The sequence below is a fragment of the Cupriavidus sp. GW822-FHT06G04 genome (assembly GCF_058799075.1).
In genome coordinates, this window is the sequence record NZ_JBXALD010000010.1 from 46,130 (window position 1) to 68,567 (window position 22,438).

At 66.9% G+C, this 22,438-nt stretch carries 22 protein-coding genes; 19 read left to right on the top strand and 3 right to left on the bottom strand.

All coding sequences use genetic code 11. From position 1 onward, the window contains the following. Window positions 1-47: 47 nt before the first annotated feature. A complete protein-coding gene (locus tag AC1RKI_RS21475) occupies window positions 48-569 on the top strand; it encodes a DMT family transporter (protein ID WP_150979820.1) in 522 nt (173 codons plus the stop codon). Window positions 570-644: 75 nt separating this feature from the next. Here AC1RKI_RS21475 and AC1RKI_RS21480 read toward each other — a convergent pair whose 3' ends face one another. Beyond that, entirely contained in the window at window positions 645-2,714 is a 2,070-nt protein-coding gene (locus AC1RKI_RS21480) for a methyl-accepting chemotaxis protein (RefSeq protein ID WP_492797035.1), read from the bottom strand. 952 nt (window positions 2,715-3,666) lie between these two features. On the opposite strand from AC1RKI_RS21480, the gene AC1RKI_RS21485 reads away from it, so the two are divergent. The 8 genes from AC1RKI_RS21485 (at window position 3,667) to AC1RKI_RS21520 (ending at window position 10,567) form a co-directional block, all read left to right on the top strand. Next, window positions 3,667-3,987 (top strand): RNA chaperone Hfq, encoded by a 321-nt coding sequence (locus tag AC1RKI_RS21485; protein ID WP_150979819.1) that lies wholly within the window; start codon window positions 3,667-3,669, stop codon window positions 3,985-3,987. Window positions 3,988-4,239: 252 nt separating this feature from the next. Then, a complete protein-coding gene (locus AC1RKI_RS21490) occupies window positions 4,240-5,916 on the top strand; it encodes a flagellin N-terminal helical domain-containing protein (RefSeq protein WP_061957933.1) in 1,677 nt (558 codons plus the stop codon). 155 nt (window positions 5,917-6,071) lie between these two features. Next, window positions 6,072-6,461 (top strand): flagellar protein FlaG, encoded by a 390-nt coding sequence (locus tag AC1RKI_RS21495; RefSeq protein WP_341248762.1) that lies wholly within the window; start codon window positions 6,072-6,074, stop codon window positions 6,459-6,461. Window positions 6,462-6,537: 76 nt separating this feature from the next. Continuing rightward, a complete protein-coding gene (gene fliD / locus AC1RKI_RS21500) occupies window positions 6,538-8,004 on the top strand; it encodes a flagellar filament capping protein FliD (protein ID WP_061957931.1) in 1,467 nt (488 codons plus the stop codon). A gap of 25 nt (window positions 8,005-8,029) precedes the next feature. After that, complete coding sequence (gene fliS / locus AC1RKI_RS21505; protein WP_150979817.1) at window positions 8,030-8,458, top strand: flagellar export chaperone FliS; 429 nt, start codon at window positions 8,030-8,032, stop codon at window positions 8,456-8,458. Window positions 8,459-8,477: 19 nt separating this feature from the next. Next, window positions 8,478-8,807, top strand: a complete 330-nt coding sequence (locus AC1RKI_RS21510; protein ID WP_150979816.1) for a flagellar protein FliT — start codon at window positions 8,478-8,480, stop codon at window positions 8,805-8,807. A gap of 72 nt (window positions 8,808-8,879) precedes the next feature. Further along, window positions 8,880-10,259, top strand: a complete 1,380-nt coding sequence (fliK, locus tag AC1RKI_RS21515) for a flagellar hook-length control protein FliK (protein ID WP_492797039.1) — start codon at window positions 8,880-8,882, stop codon at window positions 10,257-10,259. Next, complete coding sequence (locus AC1RKI_RS21520; protein ID WP_061957928.1) at window positions 10,256-10,567, top strand: EscU/YscU/HrcU family type III secretion system export apparatus switch protein; 312 nt, start codon at window positions 10,256-10,258, stop codon at window positions 10,565-10,567. Before fliK ends, AC1RKI_RS21520 begins: the two co-directional genes overlap by 4 nt. A 195-nt stretch (window positions 10,568-10,762) precedes the next feature. On the opposite strand, the gene fliE is transcribed toward AC1RKI_RS21520, so the two are convergent. Continuing rightward, window positions 10,763-11,083, bottom strand: a complete 321-nt coding sequence (gene fliE / locus AC1RKI_RS21525; protein ID WP_061957927.1) for a flagellar hook-basal body complex protein FliE — start codon at window positions 11,081-11,083, stop codon at window positions 10,763-10,765. A 146-nt stretch (window positions 11,084-11,229) separates the two neighbouring features. On the opposite strand from fliE, the gene AC1RKI_RS21530 reads away from it, so the two are divergent. The 10 genes from AC1RKI_RS21530 to AC1RKI_RS21575 all read left to right on the top strand — a co-directional run bounded on the left by AC1RKI_RS21530 (window position 11,230) and on the right by AC1RKI_RS21575 (window position 21,979). Further along, window positions 11,230-11,448, top strand: a complete 219-nt coding sequence (locus AC1RKI_RS21530; protein WP_150979813.1) for a hypothetical protein — start codon at window positions 11,230-11,232, stop codon at window positions 11,446-11,448. Beyond that, window positions 11,445-13,124, top strand: a complete 1,680-nt coding sequence (gene fliF, locus AC1RKI_RS21535; protein WP_061957926.1) for a flagellar basal-body MS-ring/collar protein FliF — start codon at window positions 11,445-11,447, stop codon at window positions 13,122-13,124. Before AC1RKI_RS21530 ends, fliF begins: the two co-directional genes overlap by 4 nt. Beyond that, window positions 13,111-14,124 (top strand): flagellar motor switch protein FliG, encoded by a 1,014-nt coding sequence (gene fliG / locus AC1RKI_RS21540; protein ID WP_061957925.1) that lies wholly within the window; start codon window positions 13,111-13,113, stop codon window positions 14,122-14,124. Before fliF ends, fliG begins: the two co-directional genes overlap by 14 nt. Continuing rightward, window positions 14,111-14,950, top strand: a complete 840-nt coding sequence (fliH, locus tag AC1RKI_RS21545; RefSeq protein WP_061957924.1) for a flagellar assembly protein FliH — start codon at window positions 14,111-14,113, stop codon at window positions 14,948-14,950. The genes fliG and fliH overlap by 14 nt, the downstream gene beginning before the upstream one ends. Further along, entirely contained in the window at window positions 14,943-16,388 is a 1,446-nt protein-coding gene (gene fliI / locus AC1RKI_RS21550) for a flagellar protein export ATPase FliI (RefSeq protein WP_061957923.1), read from the top strand. Before fliH ends, fliI begins: the two co-directional genes overlap by 8 nt. Beyond that, window positions 16,381-16,833: a flagellar export protein FliJ gene (fliJ, locus tag AC1RKI_RS21555; RefSeq protein WP_061957922.1), complete on the top strand. Its 453-nt coding sequence runs from the start codon at window positions 16,381-16,383 to the stop codon at window positions 16,831-16,833. Before fliI ends, fliJ begins: the two co-directional genes overlap by 8 nt. Before the next feature lie 16 nt (window positions 16,834-16,849). After that, complete coding sequence (locus AC1RKI_RS21560; RefSeq protein ID WP_492797043.1) at window positions 16,850-18,358, top strand: flagellar hook-length control protein FliK; 1,509 nt, start codon at window positions 16,850-16,852, stop codon at window positions 18,356-18,358. 188 nt (window positions 18,359-18,546) lie between these two features. Then, window positions 18,547-19,563, top strand: a complete 1,017-nt coding sequence (locus AC1RKI_RS21565) for an alpha/beta fold hydrolase (RefSeq protein ID WP_061953675.1) — start codon at window positions 18,547-18,549, stop codon at window positions 19,561-19,563. Window positions 19,564-19,575: 12 nt separating this feature from the next. Next, entirely contained in the window at window positions 19,576-20,238 is a 663-nt protein-coding gene (alkB, locus tag AC1RKI_RS21570; RefSeq protein ID WP_492797045.1) for a DNA oxidative demethylase AlkB, read from the top strand. 289 nt (window positions 20,239-20,527) lie between these two features. Then, entirely contained in the window at window positions 20,528-21,979 is a 1,452-nt protein-coding gene (locus AC1RKI_RS21575; protein WP_227460675.1) for an SLC13 family permease, read from the top strand. A gap of 78 nt (window positions 21,980-22,057) precedes the next feature. Here AC1RKI_RS21575 and AC1RKI_RS21580 read toward each other — a convergent pair whose 3' ends face one another. Next, window positions 22,058-22,315: a helix-turn-helix domain-containing protein gene (locus AC1RKI_RS21580; protein WP_061953681.1), complete on the bottom strand. Its 258-nt coding sequence runs from the start codon at window positions 22,313-22,315 to the stop codon at window positions 22,058-22,060. Between the last annotated feature and the right edge of the window lie 123 nt (window positions 22,316-22,438).

The window sequence follows — 22,438 nt, forward strand, 5'->3', positions numbered from 1 at the left end:
GGCACGGGCACCATGGCCGGCATTGGCATCCAGAGGGGAGACTTTACATGAGCGCATCGCTTGCCACGCCGCTGGCATCCACATGGATCGCGCTGGGCATTGCCGTCTTGTCGGGCGCGATGATTCCGTTCCAGGCCGGCACCAATGCGATGCTCGGACGCGGGCTCGGGCATCCGCTATGGGCAACGGTGGTGTCGCTGGCGGTGAGCCTGGCCGTGGTCGCGCCCGTGTTGTGGGCGATGCGTGCACCGTGGCCCAGTGTGGCAGCGGCCTTGCACGGGCCGTGGTGGCAATGGATCGGCGGCGTGTTTGGCGTGATCTACATCACCGCCGCGTTGATCCTGGCGCCGCGCGTGGGCGCGGCGAATTTCATCGTCGGCGTGGTGGCCGGCCAGATGCTGGCGTCGCTGCTGATCGACCATTTCGGACTGGTCGGTTTGCCGGCGCGGCCCGCCACGCTGGCGCGCGCGGCCGGGCTTGGATTGATCCTGCTTGGCATGCTGGTCATGCAATGGCAGCCCACTCCACCCGCAGGCCGCGCCGCCCCGGTATCGCTGGGACCGCGCTGACGGCCGGAGACCGGCGCAACCGAACGGCGCGCGGCGAGCCCGGCCCGACTGTCCGACCGAACGCGCCGCGCCGACTCAGAACGTTTCCCAGTCGCCGGCGTCGGCCATCGCCGTACGGGCGGTCCTGGCGGGACTCGGTGCGGCCGAAGGACGACGACGGGCCTGCGTCGACAGCACCGGTTCCTTGCGCTGATGACCGACCGGCGCGCGCGGCTTGGCCGGCGCGGCGGCATGACGCGACAGCAGCGGCTCTGCCGCCGGCTTGCGTTGCACGGGCGGGCGCGCCGCGGCGGGCACGGCGGCCACCCGGGCGATGCCAGGCTTGGCGGCGGCGCTTGCGGCTTGCGTCGCTTTCGTGCCGTTTGCTGCTTTCGTGCCGTTTGCCACCTTAGCGCCGCTCGCTGCGTTCGCTGCGTTTTTAGCGTGCGTGCCATTTGCTGCGTTCGGCGCCCTGGTCGCGGCAGCTGGCAAAGCGGGGACGGTCCTGGCGGCCGGTGCGGCAACCGGCTTTGCCAAGGCTTTCACCGCGGGGCGCGCGGCGATCCGTGCCACCGGGTCGGGTGCGTGCAACCGGGCAGGCGCCACGTGCGCGACGTGCTCGGACGGCGCTGCGACACGGCCACCATTGCCCAGATCGAAACGCGCCACTTCGGCCACCAGGCCGCTGGCCTGCTGCATCAGGCTTTCCGCTGCGGCGCTGGCCTGCTCCACCAGCGCGGCGTTCTGCTGGGTCACGCTTTCCATTTGCGTGATGGCATGGCTCACCTGTTCGATGCCGGCGGTCTGCTCTTCGCTGGCTGCGGAGATCTCTCCCATGATGTCCGTCACGCGCCGTACCGCGCCGACGATATCGTCCATGGTCTTGCCGGCCACTTCCACCTGTTTGGCGCCGTCCTGCACCTGACGCACCGATCCGTTGATCAGTTCGCCGATTTCCTTGGCCGCCGACGACGAGCGCTGGGCGAGACTGCGCACTTCGGCCGCCACCACGCTGAATCCGCGCCCCTGTTCGCCAGCGCGCGCCGCCTCCACCGCGGCATTCAGCGCCAGGATATTGGTCTGGAAGGCAATGCCTTCGATCACGCCGATGATTTCCGCCACGCGCGCCGACGACTTCGAAATGCCTTCCATGGTGTCCACCACGCTGCGCACCACGCGCCCGCCTTCGGTTGCCACATCCGATGCATTGACGGCCAGTTGATTGGCCTGGCGCGCGTTCTCGGCATTCTGGCGCACCGTCGAGGTCAATTGCTCCATCGAAGCGGCGGTCTGTTCCAGCGACGCAGCCTGTTCTTCGGTGCGTTGCGAAAGGTCCGAATTGCCCGAGGCGATCTCGCGCGCGGCCGTATCGATCGAACCGGCCGCCTGCTGGATGCCGCGCACCAGCATGCCAAGCTGACCGAAGGCACGTTCCAGCGCGCCGAGCATGCGGCCCATCTCGTCCTGGCTGCGCACGCGGATGGCATGGCCAAGCTGGCCGTGCGCGAGCGCCTCGGCCGCATCGAGCGCCTGGTTGGCGGGGCGCGTGACCGAACGTGTCAGGCCGATGCCGAGCAGCGTGGCGATTATCGCCGCCGCCACCGACAGCCCGATCAACAGATTGCGCGTGAACAGATATTGGGCGGACGCCGCTTCCACCGCTTCGGTGGCCATCTTGCGGCCCAGTTCGGCGATTGCGTCGAGCTTTTCGAAATACCCGGCCTGCGCAGCCGGCAGCGTGACGATCAGGCCCGCGCGCGCGCCGTCGAATTCGCCCGCGCGCATTTGCTGCATGACGAGGTCGAGCTGGCCGTTGTAGGCCTTGCGCGCCTCGATCAGTTCATCGAACCTGGCCTTGGACTCCGCGCTGCCCGATGCCTGCATGAACTTGCCCAGGTCGTTGAGCGTCGCGCCAACCTGTTCGCGGATCTTGCCGATCTTTTCAGCGTTCTGCGCGGCCAGCGCCGGATCCTCGGTCAGCGTGGCGTCGCGCACCATGATGCCGATCGCCAGCACGCGCTCCTTGGCCAGCTTCAGGTCCAGCACGCGCATCAGGCGTTGTTCCACCGCGTGGTGCATCGCGTCGTTCATGCTGCCGAGCGCCGACACTCCCAATGCGGCCACGCTGGCCAGCAGCACCACCACGACGCAGAATGCCAGCGACATTCGCGCGCCAATCCCCATCTTTCGCAAGCCCATCACTTCGTACCTTTCATTCGGTTCGGTTGTGTGCGTGCGAGCGGCATTCGAGCCGAACCCGGGCGTCGCACCGATCCGCTATCGGCGCGCGGCGGGCAAGCCTTGAGGGAAATAATGAATTGAGGGGGAAATTCGCTGTTCTTCCACAAATTGCCCAGGCAACGAATCGCTTCTAATCTGTCTCGTGCACTTCGATCCCGCCGCAAACGGCGGAAAGCACCAGGCAGATTTGAGGCCCGGATTGCAGCGAAGGACGCGGGCTCAAAAAAAAGAAGCCCACGCGCGGGGTGCTCGTAGGCTTTCAGGACTGCTGTAAAAGGGCCGGCTGTACCCGACCCGAATGCCGAATATAAACCCGCTTACATGAGGTGTAAATCTCGTTTCTATCAGGGATTGCCCTGATGGTGGGCGTAAAAACATCAGCGGGTTAGTACCAAAAGTGACGCCTGACGTTACTTTTATCGCTGTCATCAAATAACGGACGATCGCCGCAAACCTTTAGCTGGCGCGGGTTGCAGCGATCTTCACAGGCGCGTCAACGATCAAATTGCAGCGAAGTGCTACATCAAGCACAAATATTCATCAACTGAATTTATAGAGCAAAGCCTCTAGACGCTGGCAAGCCATCGATTCGTCAATGCTTGTAAAACTTTGTTACTCTCCCGCCTGAAGTATTCCCCTTCTCTCCTGGCAGCGCCGACGCCCGCCAGCAGCTGCGCAGCGTCAAGCACTTTCGTGAAACGCCCGTCTGCTGCAATCATGTCGGCCCGTCCCTGTGCCGGTTCCGAGAGCGAATGTTTCAAAACTCGCCCCTGTCAGGCCGCCTCGTACGTCACTTTTAGTGCGACGGCGTTCGGATTACCCCATCATCGGACCGTTGTCAGCCGCCAGAACCCTTGCGGGCTCTTCCGGAGAAGTTGTGAAGAAGGAAATCAAGGCTCCCAGACCCAGCCGAAAGTTGCAGCAACTGCAGTTCGCGGCGCACAGCGCCAGCCGTGTGGCCGTCATCGTGCATTTGTCGAACGGCACGAAGCTCAATGGCATCGTGCTGGCGTCGGACAACTACATGATCCTGCTGGGCCGCAACGCGGAAGATCCCACGCCTACGCTGATCTACAAGCGCGCCATCACGGTAGTGACACCCGCGCATGCACCGGAGGAAACCGTGGCGATGGTCGATGCGCAAGCGTCGCCGGGCTTTGTGCGCATCTTCATTCCGCGCACCCGCAAGCGCCGCTGAAGCGCCCCGCCGGCCGTGCGCAGGGCCTGCGCCAGCCCGGCCCGCGACACCTGTCCACCTATCTATATAGGCGCGCGCCGTGCGCATACACCAGATCGGACTGCGCCCGCAACTCGCCCAAAGATCACTCTAAAGTCTTTCCACCCTCGGTCGATAACCCTTGCAACGGAGGCACTCTCGCCCTGCAAAGCAGGCAGCCAACGTTACGGCACCCGCCGGAATGCCTAAAACATTGCAAATAGGAGTCGTACCATGGCGCAAGTCATTAATACCAACTCGTTGTCCCTGATGACGCAGAACAACCTGAACGCGTCGCAATCGTCGTTGAACACGGCGATCCAGCGTCTGTCGTCGGGTCTGCGCATCAACAGCGCAAAGGACGATGCAGCCGGCCAGGCCATCGCCAACCGTTTCACCGCCAACATCCGCGGCCTGACCCAGGCTCAACGTAACGCCAACGACGGCATCTCGCTGGCGCAAACGACTGAAGGCGCGCTGACCGAAGTCAACAACAACCTGCAACGTATCCGTGAACTGTCGGTGCAGGCTGCTAACGGTTCGAACTCTTCGTCGGACCTGCAATCGATCCAGGACGAAATCGCACAACGTCTGGCTGAAATCGACCGTACGTCGGCACAAACCGACTTCAACGGCGTGAAGGTTCTGTCGGGCGCTGCCAAGCCGCTGACGATCCAGGTTGGCGCCAACGACGGCGAAACGATCTCGATCAACCTGTCGGAAATCTCGTCGAAGACCCTCGGCCTGAACGGCTTCAGCGTTGCCGGCAAGGTGAACACCGCCGCCACGCTGACCGACGTGCAGAACTCGCAAACGGCCGCCGACAAGGCTGCCGCTGGTCTGCCGGCCAACACGTACCAAGTGACGACGGCCAACACGGCCGCCACGAGCAAGAACGTTCTGTCGAAGCTGAGCGACGGCGACACCGTTGCAGTCGGCGGCGGCAGCACCTACACGTACGACGCCAAGGCTGGCAACTTCAAGTACACCGCCAACGTGGCCGCTGCTGGCCTGGCTGCCGAAGCCACCAAGCTGACCCCGGCTACGGGCACGAACTCGGCCGTGTACACGAACACCGCCGGTGCTTCGACCAGCTTCGAAATCGACACGGCAGGCAAGATCACCATCGGTGGCGCCGCTGCTTACCTGGACGCAGGTGGCAACCTGACGACCAACAACGCCGGCGGCCTGACGCAGACGGACATCGGCTCGGTGCTGACCGCCGCTGCTGCCGCTGCTGCTGGTGTTGGCAGCGTTGCAGTGGGTGGCACGACGTACAAGTCGGACGGCGCTGGTGGCCTGGACTACAACACGACGGCTACGTCTGACCAAGTGGAAGCTGCCCTGACGGCCGCTGGTGCCAACAGCACCGTGACGTTTGCTCCGGGTTCGCTGATGTCCGGCACCGCCACCCTGAACAGCGGTACGGGCGCATGGGACGTGTACACGGATTCGACCGGCGCGCTGACCAAGACCGCCAGCTTCACCACGAACTACGCTGTCGACACGACCACCGGCAAGGTGACCGTGGCTGCTGGCGGTACGGCTCCGAACAACGCCGACAACGTCGGCAAGGCTGCCTACATGGACGCCAACGGCAAGCTGACGACCGCCACGATCAGCGCCGGCACCTCGACGTCCGACCCGCTGGCCGTGCTGGACAAGGCCCTGTCGACCGTCGACAAGCTGCGCTCGTCGCTGGGTGCTGTGCAGAACCGTCTGGATTCGACGATCTCGAACCTGGGCACCACGATCACCAACCTGTCCTCGTCGCGTTCGCGCATCCAGGACGCAGACTACGCAACGGAAGTGTCGAACATGACCCGCGCCAACATTCTGCAACAGGCTGGTACGTCGGTTCTGGCTCAAGCCAACCAATCGACGCAAAACGTGCTGTCGCTGCTGCGTTAATCACGCCGCAAGCTCCGCAGGAAACCGGGCCCTCGGGCCCGGTTTTTTGCCGGAGTGCTACGCAAGCGGACCGCCGCTTGCATAGCGCTTCATCCTGAAGGTTCCGCCGAAGTTCCGGCCCGCGCAGGGCCTCGTCCGCATAGAGAGACCGCACCATGAGCATCTCCGCTGCCGCCGCCTCCACCGCCGCCCTGGCCGCCGTCGTCGTACCGGGCGCGCCAGACGCCGCCGCACCGTCGCCCGCCACAGCGCGGGCGGTGTCCGCCGTGTCCGCGGCCTACGGCACGGGCGAGTCCGGCGCCGAAGGCGGCCGCGACGCGCTGCCGCAGGAAATGACCACCGCGGTGCAGGAACTTCGCGACGTGCTGCGCACCACGCCGTTCGGTTTGCAGTTCGAGATCGACGACGTCACGCACAAGGTCATCACCAAGGTGGTGGACCGCGATACCGGCGAGGTGATCCGCCAGTTGCCGTCCGAGGAAATGGTGCGCATCGCGCATGCCATGAACAAGCTGCAGGGCCTGTTGGTCCGACAGTCGGCGTAAGCCCACGGGCCTCCACAGGCAAGGCCACAACGATCTCTCCCGCAAGAACGCCAATCACAAGAATCGAGGTAACAGCATGGCATCCGTATCCTCCCTCGGCATCGGTTCCGGCCTGGACCTGAACACGCTGCTGGACCAGTTGACCACGGCCGAGAACGCGCCGCTCACGCTGCTGCAGAACCAGCAGACCGCCTACCAGGCCAAGCTGTCCGCGTACGGCACCGTGCAGAGCGTGCTGTCGGCGTTCCAGAGCACCGCCAGCAAGCTGGCCGACGCCACCACGTTCTCGTCGGTCAAGGCCAGCGTCAGCAACACCGCGGTGATGAGCGTGGCCACCAGCACGAGCGCCGCGGCAGGTTCCTATTCGGTCAACGTGACCAGCCTGGCGCAGGCGCAGTCGCTGGTTTCCGGCGGCCAGGCCGCGCAGGACAGCGCGGTGGTGCACGGCACGCTGCCCGCAACGCTGAGCTTCGATTTCGGCACGGTGAGCGGCTACGACAGCAGCACCGGCCAATACGGCAGCCCGAGCTTCCAGGCCACCGCCGGATCCACCAAGACCGTCACGATCGACAGCAGCAACAACACGCTCCAAGGCATGCGTGACGCGATCAACAAGGCCAACATCGGCGTAACCGCCAGCATCGTCAACGATGGCAGCGCCAAGCCGTATCGCCTGGTCCTCACGTCCAACGCCACCGGCGAGACCAACAGCATGAAGGTCTCGAGCACCGACTCGGATCTGCAGGCGCTGATCGGCTTCGACCCGGCCGCCATGAACGCCAGCGGCAGCACTGCCAACGGCGTGCGCGAAGCAGTGCGCGGCACCAACGCCAACATGACGGTCAATGGCATCGCCATCACCAGCGCCAGCAACACGGTCAAGGACGCGCTGCAGGGCGTGACGATGACGCTGTCGCAAACCGGCGCCACCAACGTGAGCGTGACGCGCGACACCGATTCGATGAAGACTGCGGTCAGCGCGTTTGTCACGGCGTACAACAACATCCAATCGACCGCCTCGACGCTGACCGCGTTCGACGCCTCGGCCGGCACCAGTTCCGCGCTGACCGGCGACGCCGTGCTGCGCAACATCCAGACCCGCCTGCGCAGCATCATGAACACGCCGGTCAGCGGATCGTCGCTGAGCACCTTGTCGCAGATCGGCGTGTCGTTCCAGAAGGACGGCACGCTGTCGGTGGACGACACCAAGCTGACCAAGGCGCTCAACGACAACCCGACCGCCGTGGCGCAACTGTTCGGCGGCGACGGCACGACGGGCGGCGTGGGCCGCGCGATCAACGACGCGATCACCAGCTTCAATACGACCAACGGATCGCTGAAATCGGCGCAGGACGGCCTCTCGCAATCGCTGAAGGATCTGTCCACGCAGTACACGGAAGAGCAAAGCCGTATCAACGATACGATTGCCCGCTACCGCACCCAGTTCACCAACCTGGACCTGATGGTGTCGCAGATGAATTCCACCAGCGCCTATCTGACGCAGCAATTCTCCGCGCTCAATAACACGTCCAGCAGCAAGTAGTCAGACATCGACAAGGAGCTTCACCATGTTCGCGCGCCAGGCCATCAACGCTTATGCTCAGGTCGGTGTTCACACCGGTGCCATGAGCGCGAGCCCGCACAAGCTGATCGTCATGCTCTACGACGGCGCGCGCGGCGCCATCGCACGCGCGAAGTTCTGCATGGAAGCCGGCGATATCGCCGGCAAGGGCTCGGCCATCTCGAAAGCAATCGATATCGTCGACAACGGGCTGCGCGCCGTGCTGGACCACAGCGCGGGCGGAGACATTGCCGCCGATCTCGAGCGCCTGTACGAATACATGACGCGTCAGCTGATGCTGGCAAATCTGCGCAACAGCGCGGAACTGCTCGGCGAAGTGGACGCGCTGCTGGAAAACCTGTCTTCGGCGTGGGCCGCCATCGATCCCGATGCGCCCGCCGCCCTGGGCGAAGCCGCCGTCGCACAACCCGTCTGATTTGCGCAGGATTTTCGAGATGTTCAACATGTCCCCCATCGTCAGAAGCTACGAGGAACTGCTGGTTCTTTCGGAGCAAATGCTTGAGGCCGCAGGTGCATCGAACTGGGATGCCCTGGCGGAGCTGCAAACGGTTTATATGGCTGAAGTGGAACGCCTGCGTCATCTCGATCACCACGCGCCGTTCTCCGATGCCGAACGGCTGCGCCGCTTCCAACTGCTCGAACGCATCCTGGCTTTCGATGCGCGCATCCGCGACCTGACCATGCCGCGCCTGGCGCATCTGGGCGCGATGCTCAACAATTCGCGCCGCAAGCAGGACCTGTCCGTCGCCTACGGCGCCCACTGAAATCCACACACCCTCCGGTCATGGAGGGATCAGACGCGTATCGCGCTCGACCCTTTTCGCTGACACGCGCCCATGACTGGCATTCAGATTCCGTCCGCGCTGATTCCGCACCAGACGCCGGACCCGCAACTTTCCCGCCCGGCGCTGGCCATCGACAAGCTGGCCGCGCTGATGCCCGTGCCGGCGGTCAGCCAGGGCGACGTGCAGTCGTCCACCGGCGAGACCGTCCAGGCGCGCCAGCCCGGCGCGATCCTGCCCGGTAGCGACGATGCGCGCGCGGCGGGCCTGAACGGCTCCACGCGCGAAACGCTGAGTTTTGCCGCGCGTGCGATTCTCGACCTGTTCGAAGGCGGCGACGCGCAACCGCTGCGCGGCAATGCACCGCTGCTGCCGTCCGCGCCCACTGCGGGCGCCGGCACTACGGCGTTATCGAACGCCCTCGCGACGCTGGTCGATCAAAGCGGTATGTTCTATGAATCGCACGTGGCGCAATGGGTGATGGGCCAGCGTCCGCTGGCCGCGCTGCTGCAGGAGCCGCAAGCCACGCTGCGCATGCCCGCGCCGGCCACGCCGCAAGCGCCGGGCACTCCGGCCAGTACGCCGACCGGCAATCCGGCTGCGCAGCAGAGCGCCGGCGCGCCCGTCGCGCTGCTGCCGTACGGCGGCCCCGCCGCGCAGGCATCGACGCCGCCGCCGAGCGCTGCATTGCTGGCCGAACTGACACGCCCGGTCATGTATCCGGTGACCACCGGCGTGCCCGCGCATGCGGCAACGCCAACGCAGCCGGCTCATCCGCACGGCGCTGCGGCGGGCGCGCAACAGGCCGGCCAGCCGCCCGGCGCGCACGGCAACGGCGCGCCCACCAGCGCAGCCGAACAACGCCGCGCCGCGCATGCCAACGCCGCGGCGCACGCCTACCAGGTCACCGCCGAGGTATCGCACGAAGGCCATTACGTTGCGCAGGCGCAGCGCAACGCCATCATCGCCAGCTGGAACGCGCCCGACACGACCACGCCGCAGATGCAGCCCGATGTCGGCCAGGCGGTGCATCCAGCCAGCGAAGGCGTGGTGCGCCAGCAGCTGGAACTGCTGGCCACGCAGCAGTTTCGCGCCACGCTCGAAGCATGGCCCGGCATGCCGTTCGAATGGGAAGTGTCGCGTGACGGCCATGCCGATGCGCCCGAAGCCACCACGCAATGGAGCACGCGCGTGCGGCTGGAATTGCCGCGCCTTGGCAATATCGATGCGGTGCTGACGCTCGGCCCGCAGGGGCTCGACGTGCGCATGGTGGCGGCCGACGCCGACGCGGCGGCGCAACTGATGCAGGGGCGCGCCGGGTTCCGCGAACAGCTCGATGCACGCGGCATCGCATTGCTGAACGTGGCCGTACAGACGCGCAGCGACCGCGAGCTCGATGACCGCGAACGCATCGCCCAAGGAGCACCGGCATGAGCGGAAACGGCACGAACGACCGCGACGCCGCCGTCGCATTGTCCTACCAGGCGCAGGACAAGGCGCCGCGTGTGGTGGCCAAGGGCTACGGCATGTCGGCCGATGCCATCGTCGCGCGCGCCCGCGAAGCCGGCGTATATGTCCACGGATCGCCGGCGCTGGTGAACCTGCTGATGCAGGTCGACATGGACAGCCAGATCCCGCCGCAACTGTATGTGGCCGTGGCCGAACTGCTGGCGTGGCTGCATGCGTTGGAAAGCGCCGATGGCGTGGCACCCGTGCCCGCGCTTGCGCCGCCAGCCGGCTGAGCCCGGCGCTTCCATGCCGGTCCGTGCGCGGGACCGAAAAAATGCGCGATGCAAACACAACAAAAAAGCCATGGCGCCCGGGCGGCGACATGGCTTTTGTCTTCATGGCAGCGAAACATCCGAAACGGGGTCGCCGGCATCGCCAGCATCGCGGCGGGCGCCTGGCGCACCGCCCCGCAAGCCCGTCCGCGCCGCTTACACCGGCATGTTCATCATTTCCTGATACGCGGCGGCCAGGCGGTTGCGCACCTGCACGGCGGTCTGGAACGAGATATTGGCTTTCTGCATGTCGATCATCACGTCGTTCAGCGCCACGCCGGGCTTGCCCAGTTCGAACGCCTCGGCCTTGCCGTAGGCGCGGTCCTGCGTGGCGTTCAGGCGCTGCAGCGAGCGTTGCAGCTCGCCGGCAAATCCTTCGGTGGCAACCGAAGGCGTCTGCGAGGCAGTGCCGCCGCCGGCCACCTGCGCCAGGCCGCGCAGTTGGTGGAGCATGCCCTCGATGGAAGAAATGGTCATGGCACGTACAGGTTGGTGAGTGGGAGACATCGGATCCGCGTGCAGCCTGCGCCACCTGCAATCCGGTTTCAGCCCTCGCACTGTACGCATTGGCGAGCGCGCGCCAAAGGACGAAATCGGCGGGAAAACCTGGCCTATTCGCTCGATTGTTCTTCCGCCATGTGGCCGATCATCGCTACCGTGCCGAATCTGGCGGTTCGTTGCGCATTGCCCTCACCGCCCACGGCCAGGAATATCAACTATCGCGGAGAGTGCGCGTGTTTTGTCTGCAGCGTAATGTGAGCCGTGCCGAAATGATTAACGGCAGCGAAGGCCAGAATGGCAAGGGCCAGATTTGCCCGGCCAAGCCGGAGATGCGCGCATGAACGCGGCCGCCACCCTGCCGAACGGCGCGGCGCTGGTCGAAAAACTCAAGGCCAATCCGCGCCTGCCGCTGATGCTGGGCGGCGCGGCGCTGGTGGCCGCGATCGCCGTGGGCGTGATGTGGTCGCGCCAGCCGGACTACAAGGTGCTGTACACCAACCTGTCCGAGCGCGACGGCGGCGCGGTGATCCAGTCGCTGCAGCAGATGAACGTGCCGTACAAGTTCGCCGAAGGCGGCGGTGCGGTCATGGTGCCGGCCGAAAAGGTCCACGAGACGCGCCTGCGCCTGGCCAGCCAGGGCCTGCCCAAGAGCGGCACCACGGGCATGGAACTGATGGACAACCAGAAGTTCGGCATCAGCCAGTTTGCCGAACAGGTCAACTACCAGCGCGGCCTGGAAGGCGAACTCGCCCGTTCGATCGAATCGATCGGCGCGGTGCAGTCGGCGCGCGTGCATCTGGCCATTCCCAAGCCCACGCTGTTCGTGCGCGAGCGCCAGAAGCCGACCGCATCGGTGGTGCTGCAGCTCTACCCGGGCCGCGCCATCGATGAGGGCCAGGTGGCCGCCATCACGCACCTGGTGTCGTCCAGCGTGCCGGAGCTGACGCCCAAGTCGATCTCGATCGTCGATCAGCACGGCAACCTGCTGTCGGGCACCAGCGACCGCTCGATGGACGCCACGCAGCTCAAGTACGTCCAGCAGGTCGAACAGAATTACGTCAAGCGGGTGGAATCGATCCTCACGCCGATCCTCGGCAAGGACAACGTCCACGCGCAGGTCACCGCCGACGTGGACTTCTCTTCGGTCGAACACACCGACGAATCGTTCAAGCCGAACCAGGACCCGACCAAGGCCGCGATCCGCAGCCAGCAGACCAGCGAATCGAACCAGCAAGGCGCATCGCCGGTGGGTGGCGTGCCGGGCGCGCTGTCCAACCAGCCGCCGGCCGCCGCCGTGGCGCCGGTGACCACGCCGCAGCCGCCGCGCACGCCGGGCCAGCCCAATCCGGCGCAGGCCAACCAGCCCGCGCAGAACACCCAGACCGCCGAGAAGACCGGCCCGAGCAGCAGCCGCCGCGACGCCACCACCAACTACGAACTCGATCGTACGGTGCGCCATGTGCAGCAGGCCCCGGGCGGCGTGAAGCGCCTGTCGGTGGCGGTGGTGGTGAACTACCGCACGAAGGCCGACGCCAAGGGCAAGCCGGTAACCGAAGCGCTGTCGGCCAAGGAACTGGCCCAGATCGAAAACCTGACGAAGGAAGCGATGGGCTTCTCGGCCGAGCGCGGCGATTCGCTGAACGTGGTCAACAGCCCGTTCACCGCCGAAAACGCCAAGGAACCGGAACCGCCGCTGTGGAAGCAGCCGCAGATGATCGACCTGGCCAAGACCGGCGTCGGCTACCTGCTGCTCGCCCTGCTGGCGATGTTCCTGTGGTTCAAGGTGGCGCGTCCGGTGCTGCGCAAATACACCGCGCCGCCGCTGCCCGCGCCGACCGAGGCCGACGCCACCGCCGAAGCCGTGCTGCTGCCGCCGGAAGAGGAAACCAATCCGGAAGTGCTGCGCCTGGCCGCGAAATACGAAAGCGATCTCGCCCTGGTGCGCGACGCCGCGCAACGCGACCCGCGCCTGGTTGCCAGCGTAATCAAGACTTGGATGGCAAATGACGAAGGCTAACAAGGGAACGCCCGAGAAGGGCGTGCAGAAGAGCGCCATCCTGATGATGGCCGTCGGCGAGGACGCTGCCGCCGAAGTCTTCAAGCACCTGTCGCCGCGCGAAGTGCAGCAGCTGGGCTCGGCCATGGCTGGCCTGTCGGCGGTGACCCGCGAGGAAATGGCGGAAGTGCTGGCCGAATTCCGCGGCGAGACCGAACAGTACCTGGCGCTGAACGTCGATTCGAGCTCGTTCATCAAGAGCGTGCTGAACAAGGCGCTTGGCGAGGAACGCGCGCTGTCGGTGATCGAGGACATCCTGGAGTCGCGCGATCCGGGCGGCGGCATCGATTCGCTGAACTGGATGGACGCCACGTCCGTGGCCGAGCTGATCAAGGACGAGCATCCGCAGATCATCGCCACGATCCTGATCCACCTGGACCGCCAGAAGTCCTCGGAAGTGCTGGGCTTCTTCACCGAACGCCTGCGCAACGACGTGATCCTGCGTATCGCCACGTTCGGCGGCGTACAGCCGGGCGCGCTGCAGGAGCTGACCGACGTGCTGACCAAGCTGCTGGCGGGCCAGAGCCTGAAGCGCAGCCGCATGGGCGGCGTGCGCACGGCGGCCGAGATCATCAACCTGATGAGCACGGCCCACGAGGAAGCGGTCATCGACGGCGTGCGCACGCACGACGCCGACCTGGCCCAGAAGATCATCGACGAAATGTTCCTGTTCGAGAACCTGCTGGAAGTGGACGACCGCGGCATCCAGCGCGTGCTCAAGGAAATCGCCACCGAATCGCTCATCGTTGCGCTCAAGGGCGCGCAGCAGGAACTGCGCGACAAGTTCATCCGCAACATGTCGACACGGGCCGGCGAAATGCTGCGCGAGGACCTCGATGCACTGGGTCCGGTGCGCGTGTCGCAGGTCGAGGCCGAGCAGAAGGCCATCCTGCAGGTGGTGAGACGCCTGGCCGAGGCCGGCGAAATCCAGATTGGCGGAGGCGACGATGCCTACGTTTGACCGCGGCCCCGCCGCAGGCCGTGGCCCGGGCCGTGGCGATCCGGGATTCTTCGGCGCGAGCGCCGCGCCGCAGGGTGCCGGTGGGCTCACCAACATCCACAAGAGCGACGACGGCTTCCAGGGATTCGAGCCGCCGACGCGCACCCACACCGGCGGCGACGCGTGGAAGCGCTGGCAGATGGATTCGCTGGACCCGCGCGACGCGCTGCGCAAGGTGCTCGAGGCACAGTTGCCGGTCGAGCCGCCGCCCCCGCCTCCGATCGACTTTGCCGCACTCGACGCGATGCGCGAAGGCGCGCGCAAGGAAGGCTATGCGCAGGGCTATAGCCAGGGACAGACGCAGGGTTATGGCGACGGCCACCGCGAAGGCTATGCGCGCGGTCTCGAAGCGGCGCGCAACGAAGCGGCCCGCCTGCAGGAACTGGCCGGCAACTTCCGCGCAGCGCTCGGGCGCGTCGATGCCGATATCTCCGACGCGCTGATCTCGCTGGCGCTGGATGTGGCGCGCCAACTGGTGCGCAAGACCATGGAAATCGATCCGGCCGCACTCGTGCCCGCCGCGCGCGAGCTGCTCAACGCCGAGCCGGCGCTGTCCGGCGCGCCGTGCCTGCTGCTCAATCCCGACGACGTCGCGCTGGTGGAAACCCACATGCGCGGCGAACTCGAGGCGGCCGGCTGGACCTTGCGCGCCGATCCTTCCGTGGCGCGCGGCGGCTGCATTGCCAGCGCCGCCAGCGGCGAACTCGACGCCACGCTGGGTACACGCTGGGAGCGCGTGATCAAGGCCCTGGGCCGCAACGATCCATGGGAGCCCCCGCATGCATGATCCCCAGGCCCCGGCCAGCGAAGCCGTCACGGCGCATACCGGCCGCTGGCGCGAAGCGCTGGCCGCCGCATCGTCGAACCTCGCCGACGTCGACAGCAAGCGCGCCTGCGGGCGCCTGACGCGCGCCGCCGGCCTGGTGCTGGAAGCCGTGGGCCTGCGCATGCCGGTGGGCAGCGATTGCCTGATCGAGCTGCCGGCCGGCCAGCATTCGCATGGCGGCCCGCGCACCGCCGAGGCCGAAGTGGTCGGCTTCGGCGCCGACCGCCTGTACCTGATGCCGCAATCGGACGTGGCCGGCCTGGTGCCGGGCGCGCGCGTGTATCCGCTCGAACCGTCGCCGCTGCCCAAGGGCGTCAGCGCCCCGCGCGAACCCGGTTCGAAACGCCTGCCGGTGGGCGACGGCCTGCTCGGTCGCGTGCTCGACGCCGCGGGCCGCCCGCTCGACGGGCTTGGTCCGATCTCCGCCGCCAGCGAAGTGCCGCTGGCCGGCACGCAGATCAATCCGCTGATGCGCGCGCCGATCGAAACCGTGCTCGACACCGGCGTGCGCGCGATCAACGGCATGCTGACCGTCGGCCGTGGCCAGCGCATGGGCCTGTTCGCGGGTTCGGGTGTCGGCAAGTCGGTGCTGCTGGGCATGATGGCGCGCTACACCAACGCCGACGTGATCGTGGTGGGTCTGATCGGCGAGCGTGGCCGCGAAGTGAAGGAATTCATCGAGAACATCCTCGGCGAGGAAGGCCGCAAGCGCTCGGTGGTGGTTGCCGCGCCGGCCGATTGCTCGCCGCTGCTGCGCATGCAGGGCGCCGCCTATGCGACGCGCCTGGCCGAATATTTCCGGGACAAGGGTCAGCATGTGCTGCTGATCATGGATTCGCTGACGCGTTACGCAATGGCCCAGCGCGAAATCGCGCTGGCCATCGGCGAGCCGCCCGCCACCAAGGGCTATCCGCCGTCGGTCTTCGCCAAGCTGCCCACGCTGGTGGAGCGCACCGGCAACGGCCCCGAGGGCGGCGGTTCGATCACCGCGTTCTATACGGTGCTGACCGAAGGCGACGACCAGCAGGATCCGATCGCCGATTCGGCGCGCGCCATTCTCGATGGACACATCGTGTTGTCGCGCAGCCTGGCCGAAGCGGGCCACTACCCGGCCATCGATGTCGAAGCATCGATCAGCCGCGCGATGACCGCGTTGATCGAGCCGTCGCAATTTGCCTCCGTGCGGCGGTTCAAGCAGTTGATGTCGCGCTACCAGCGCAATCGCGACCTGATCAGCGTCGGCGCCTATGTGCCCGGCAACGATCCGGAACTGGACCTCGCGATCCGCCTGCATCCGCACATGGAGGCGTTCCTGCAGCAGGACATCCACGAGCGCGCCGATTACGACGCGTCGATTGCCCAGCTGCACGCGACGATCGGAGTACCGAACCATGGCTAAGAACTCTCCGTTGACCACACTGGCCGACATCGCCCAGGACAGCACCGACCAAGCCGCGCGCGAGCTGGGCCGACTGCAGGGGCTGCGCACGCAGGCCGAGCAGCAGTTGCAGGCGCTGACCGAATACCGCCACGAATATCGCGCGCGCATGCAGGCGATTGCCGCAGAAGGCATGTCTTCGAGCCGCTGGCAGGATTTTTCGCGCTTCCTCGATTCGCTGGACCACGCGATCCGCCAGCAGACCGGCGCGCTGGCCAAGGCCGAGGCCGACCTGCTGGCCGGGCGCGCCAACTGGCAGCAGCAGAAGCGTCGCCAGAATTCCTTCGACACCTTGATCACGCGCGCCGAAGTGCGTGAGCAGCAGGTAGCCACGCGCCGCGAACAGCGCGCCAACGACGAATACGCCGCCCGTATCGCCCGCCAGCCGGCGAGCGGCCAGAACTGACCTGCCAGAACAGACCATGATCGATATCAGCCAGATCGTCGGCAACGCCGCCGCAGCCCTGACCAACCTGAAGACGCCCGACGTTGCCGCCAAGGGCGCCGACGGCAAGATGTTCCAGGACGTGCTGTCGCGCGCGCGACAGGACAACCAGCAGGGCGCGCCGGCCGCCGCATCACCGTCCAAGGCGCCCGCCAAGGACACCGGCAAGCAGACCGATGCATCGAAGGACGCCGCCGCGCAGAAGCCGCAGCCCGCGCCGAACAATGCGCTGCCGCAGAAGGATGCCAGCAAGGTCGCGAAGTCGGATGCGAAGGACCCCAAGACCGGCGACGCCGCACACAGCGATGACGATACGGACAGCGCCGCTTCGGCCGATGCCGCCGCAGCCGCCGCGGCACTGGCCGCTGCCGCGTTGCTGACGCAACCGGCCAACCCCACGCCGGCCGGCGCTCAGGCCGCTGGCGCCGATGCCGGCGCCGCAACCATCGCCGGACTGCCGACGATGCCGGCACAAACCGCCGCTTCGGCCGCAGCCAGTGCCGCCGCGGCCAGCGCCGCCCCGAACGCCGCGCCCGCCACCCCCGCTGCCGAGGCCGCCGCGTTGCAGGCGCAGGCCGACGCGCAGTTGCCGGCCGCCACGGTCGACACCGCTGCGCGCGGCACCACCGCCAGCCCCACCGACACGCTGGCGCTGATCGCCCAGCAACGCGCTGCGCTGCAAAACAACGCGCCGACCACGGCCGACAAGATCGCCGCCGCCGTCACCACGCCGGTCCAGGCCAACGCGCAGGACGCGCGCGGCCAGAACGCGGGCCAGCAGCATGCCAACCTTGGCCACGCGAACGCGCCCGCACTGCCCCCAGCCGACACCGGCGCAGCCCCGCAGGCCACGCAGACGGTGTCGCCGTATGCCGCGGCACAAGCCGCGGCGCGCACCGGCGAGGCGGTGGATACCGGCGCCACCAACACCAGCAGCGCCGCCACGCTGGCATCGGCCATCGCCGCACAGGCGCCGACGCACAGCGCTCAAGCCGCTGCCACCGCCGCTGCCGCGCGTCCGGTGATCGCCCCGAACGTGGGCGATAGCCAGTGGTCGCAGGCGCTGGGCCAGCAGATGGTGCGCATGTCGACGCAAGGCAACCAGACGGCCGAACTCGATCTCAATCCGCCCAACCTGGGTCCGCTGAAAGTGGTGCTGAACGTGGTCAACGATCAGGCCCAGGCGCAGTTCGTTTCGCCGCATCAGGCCGTACGCGCCGCGGTGGAAGCCGCACTGCCGCATCTGCGCACGTCGATGGCCGAAGCCGGTATTCAGCTTGGCCAGGCATCGGTGGGCGCAGACAGCTTTGCGCAGGCCGGCAACGGCGGCCAGCAGCAACAGCAACAGTCGCAACGCCAGGGCGGCAACGGCGGCAGCTTCGGCCAGGCCATGGGCTTCGGCAGCGACAGCGCGCCGACCCCGGCACCCGCCGCGCAGCGCCCGGCCCGCGCACTGGCGCGCGGCGAGGTCGACACCTTCGCCTGATCACACGGCGCGCCGGCCCAGGCCCGCGCGCCCCTCCCTCACCGCCACATTTCTCCCGCGCGGCCCCGCCGCGCGCCAGGAACCGCGACCGCCACGCGGCCAATGCGCGGGCAGCCGGCCGGAACTTCATCCGGCGCGGCATGGTCATCTGTGCGACGATTCCGATTCCCGTCCAGAGGCCCCCGACCATGTCCAGATTTTTCTCCGTGCTGGTTGCAGCGTTTGCGCTGACCACATCGCTTGCCCATGCCGCCGACGACGGCCCGGCCTACGGCGCCCAACTGGAGGGATTCGACTATCCCTATCCAGTGCAGCACTACAAGTTCACGTCGCAAGGCCAGGCGCTGGACATGGCATTCATGGACATCCAGCCGGAAAAGCCGAACGGCCGCGCCGTGGTGTTGCTGCACGGCAAGAACTTCTGCGGCGCCACCTGGCAGGAAACGATCCGCCAACTCAGCGGCGCGGGCTATCGCGTCGTCGCGCCCGACCAGGTCGGCTTCTGCAAGTCGACCAAACCCGCGCAGTACCAGTACACGTTCCAGCAACTGGCGCGTAACACCCATGCGCTGCTGGCGTCGATCGGCATCGGCGATGTCACCGTGATCGGCCATTCCACCGGCGGCATGCTGGCCATGCGCTATGCGCTGATGTACCCGCAGGAAACCCGGCAACTGGTGCTGGTCAACCCGATCGGCCTGGAGGACTGGAAAGCCAAGGGCGTGCCGTCGCTGTCGGTGGACCAATGGTATGCGCGGGAACTGAACACGACCGCCGACCGCATCCGCAACTACGAAAAGTCGACCTACTACGTGAACCAGTGGAAGCCCGAATACGAGCCGTGGGTGCAGATGCTGGCCGGCATGTATCGCGGCCCGGGCAAGCAGATCGTGGCGTGGAATTCGGCGCTGCTGTACGACATGATCTACACGCAGCCCGTGGTCTATGAAATGGGCGCGATCCAGGCGCCAACGCTGCTGATGATCGGCGACAAGGACACCACCGCCATCGGCAAGGACGCCGCACCGCCCGATATCCAGCCCAAGCTGGGCCGCTATCCGGAACTGGCCAAGCTCACCGCCCGCGCGATACCCAACACCACGCTGGTGGAATTCCCCGAGCTGGGCCACGCGCCGCAAATGCAGGAGCCGCAAACGTTCCACAAGGCGCTGCTGGAAGGCATGGCGCGCTGCTGCGGCAGGTGAGTCAAAGCCGCCATGACCTTCGACCTGTTCGACGCCCTGCCGCCCGATCCTGACGACCCGCCGCGCAGCGAGGCGCTGGCGCCGGGCGCGATGGTGTTGCGGGGCTTTGCGCGCGAGGCCGGGGTTGGACTGTTGGCGGCTGTGAGCGAAGTCAGCGCAGGCTCACCGTTCCGGCATCTGATTACGCCGGGCGGGCTGCGCATGTCGGTGGCGATGACCAATTGCGGCGAGCGCGGGTGGGTGTCGGACCGCAGCGGATATCGCTACGACGCTGTCGATCCCGAAACGGAGCGGCCCTGGCCGGCGATGCCGCAACTGTTCCGCACCCTGGCCGAAGACGCCGCGGCGGCGGCCGGCTATGCGGGATTCGCGCCCGATGCGTGCCTGATCAATCGCTATTTGCCCGGGACGCGGCTGTCGCTGCATCAGGACCGCGACGAACTCGACCTGCGCGCGCCGATCGTCTCGGTATCGCTGGGCTTGCCGGCGGTGTTTCTGTGGGGCGGCCTGCAACGCGCGGATCGGCCCACGCGGGTGCGGCTGGCGCATGGCGATGTGGTGGTGTGGGGCGGACCGTCGCGTCTGGTGTTCCATGGAATTGCCCCGCTGGCCGAAGGTGACCACGCACTAACCGGGCGCGAACGCATCAACCTCACGTTCCGCAAGACCCGCTGACGCTGGACGGCCGTTATCCAGCTGCCTGGCTGTCTGGCGCTCCGTGACCGCCCAGAACCCGCTCCACCCGCCACCCGGCCACGCCGCCCCGCTCGCACCACGGAGCCCGCGCCGGACAGCGTGGTCGGTTCCGGCTCGCCCGACTACCGCGTCCCGACGCCGCCGCGGCAGTTGCCTGCAAAGTCATACAACCCTACGATAGCGGACCAGCGGAAGCCGTCCATCGGACGCTCCGCCCATAAGAACACCGGGCCGCCAGCGTGCCCGGGCCTCAAGCGAGACGCCTGCCATGTCAGCCCTTCCCGGTCGCGCCCAGGCGCGTCCCGATCTGCCGCCCCCCAACCCCGGTCCGCTGGCTGGCCGCCCTGCCGATTCGATCCGCGCCGCCGTGATGATCGGCGCCTGCATCGCCGCGGTATGGATTGCCGGCAGCGCGCTGCACGCGCCGCCCGCGCTGATCTGGGCCGGCGCGCTGGTGGCCTCGACGGTGTGCTGCTGGGCCGTCGGCGTGCTGCCGGAACCCACCGCCACGCTGCTGTTTTTCCTGAGCGCGGTGGTGTTCCACATCGCCCCGCCTACCGTGGTGTTCTCGGGCTTTACGTCCACCGCGTGGTGGCTGATGTTCGGCGGCGCGGTCACCGGCGTGGCGCTGCGCAGCACCGGCCTGGCGCTGCGGCTGGCCGACATCATCTTCCACAAGCGCGTGGGCACCTATCCGCAAGTGATCACGACGGTGGCGCTCAGCGCGGTCGGGCTGGCCTTTCTGATGCCGTCCACCACGGGTCGCGTGCTGCTGCTGATGCCGATCGTACTGGCGCTGGCCGACCGCCTTGGCTTTGCGCCAGGGTCGAACGGCCGCATCGGCATGGTGATGACTGTCGCGGCGGCCAGCTACATGCCGCCCACGGCTATCCTGCCCGCCAATATTCCCAACAGCGTGCTGCTGGGCGCCGCCAGTTCGCTCTACAACATCAACCTCAGCTATGGCAGTTATCTGCTGCTGCATTTTCCGGTGCTCGGCGCGCTGAAGACCGTTGTGCTGATCTGGGTGATCTGCAGGCTGTTTCCGGAAAACGGTCCGATGACGCCGCAACCGGTGGCCGCGCGCGGCGCAATGGGCGCGCAGGAGCGCGTGCTGGCGATCATCCTGGCGCTGGCGGTGGCAGGGTTCGCCACCGATGCATGGCACGGCATCTCGCCGGCGTGGATTTCGCTGGCGGCCTGCATCGTCTGCCTGTTGCCGGGCATCGGTCTGGTTTCGCCCAAGGCGCTCAGCGAACAGGTGCATCTGGTGCCGCTGATCTACGTGGCCGGTTTTCTTGGGCTGGGCGCGGTGGTGGAATCGACCGGCCTGGGCAGCGCCATCAGTGCGGGCCTGCTGCACGTGTTGCCGCTCACGCCGGGGCACACGGCCGCCAACGTTGGCACCATCGGCGCAATGGGGGCGGTACTGGGCATGATGTCGACACTGCCGGCGCTGCCCGCCGTGCTGACGCCGCTGGCGCGCGACCTGGCCAGCGCCACCGGACTGCCGCTGGAATCGGTGCTGATGTTGCAGGTGCCGGTGTTTTCGACGGTGTTTTTCCCGTATCAATCGCCGCCAATCGTGATTGCAATGCAGTTGGGCGGCGTGGGCCTCCGGCACGGCACGCGCCTGTGCCTGACGATGGCGGCCATCACCGTGGTGGCGCTGTTGCCGCTGGACTATCTGTGGTGGCGCCTGCTGGGCTATCTGCCCTGAGCGCGGCCGCCCCGCGGCGCCCGGCTGCCGCGCCCTCGCGATGGCCGACGGCTCCCGGGCGCGACCGGCGGCACCTGCCTACCAGTCGAGTCGCTCGATGACGGCATCGCTGACGGTGCGCGGCTCGATGACCAGATCCAGTTCGTAGGCGCCCAGCAGCGCCAGCAGTTGAGAAACGCTGATCGTCTCGGGATTCAGTTCCATATGGGAAATACGGCTCTGGCTGATGGCCAGCCGCGCGGCGGCGTCCGCCTGCGTGAGCCCCGCGATCTTGCGCGCGCCCTGGAGCACCTGCCCCAGTTGGTCGCTGGTGGTAATCGTGACTCTGACCGACATCGCAAGCCTGCCCGGGAAGGAAATATCTGAAATCTAACAATCCCGCGAGCGTATCGACAAATTCCCTGCAAGCGATAGATCCAATCACTGTGGCAATACCCATGTGGCGGGTAAATCGTCACT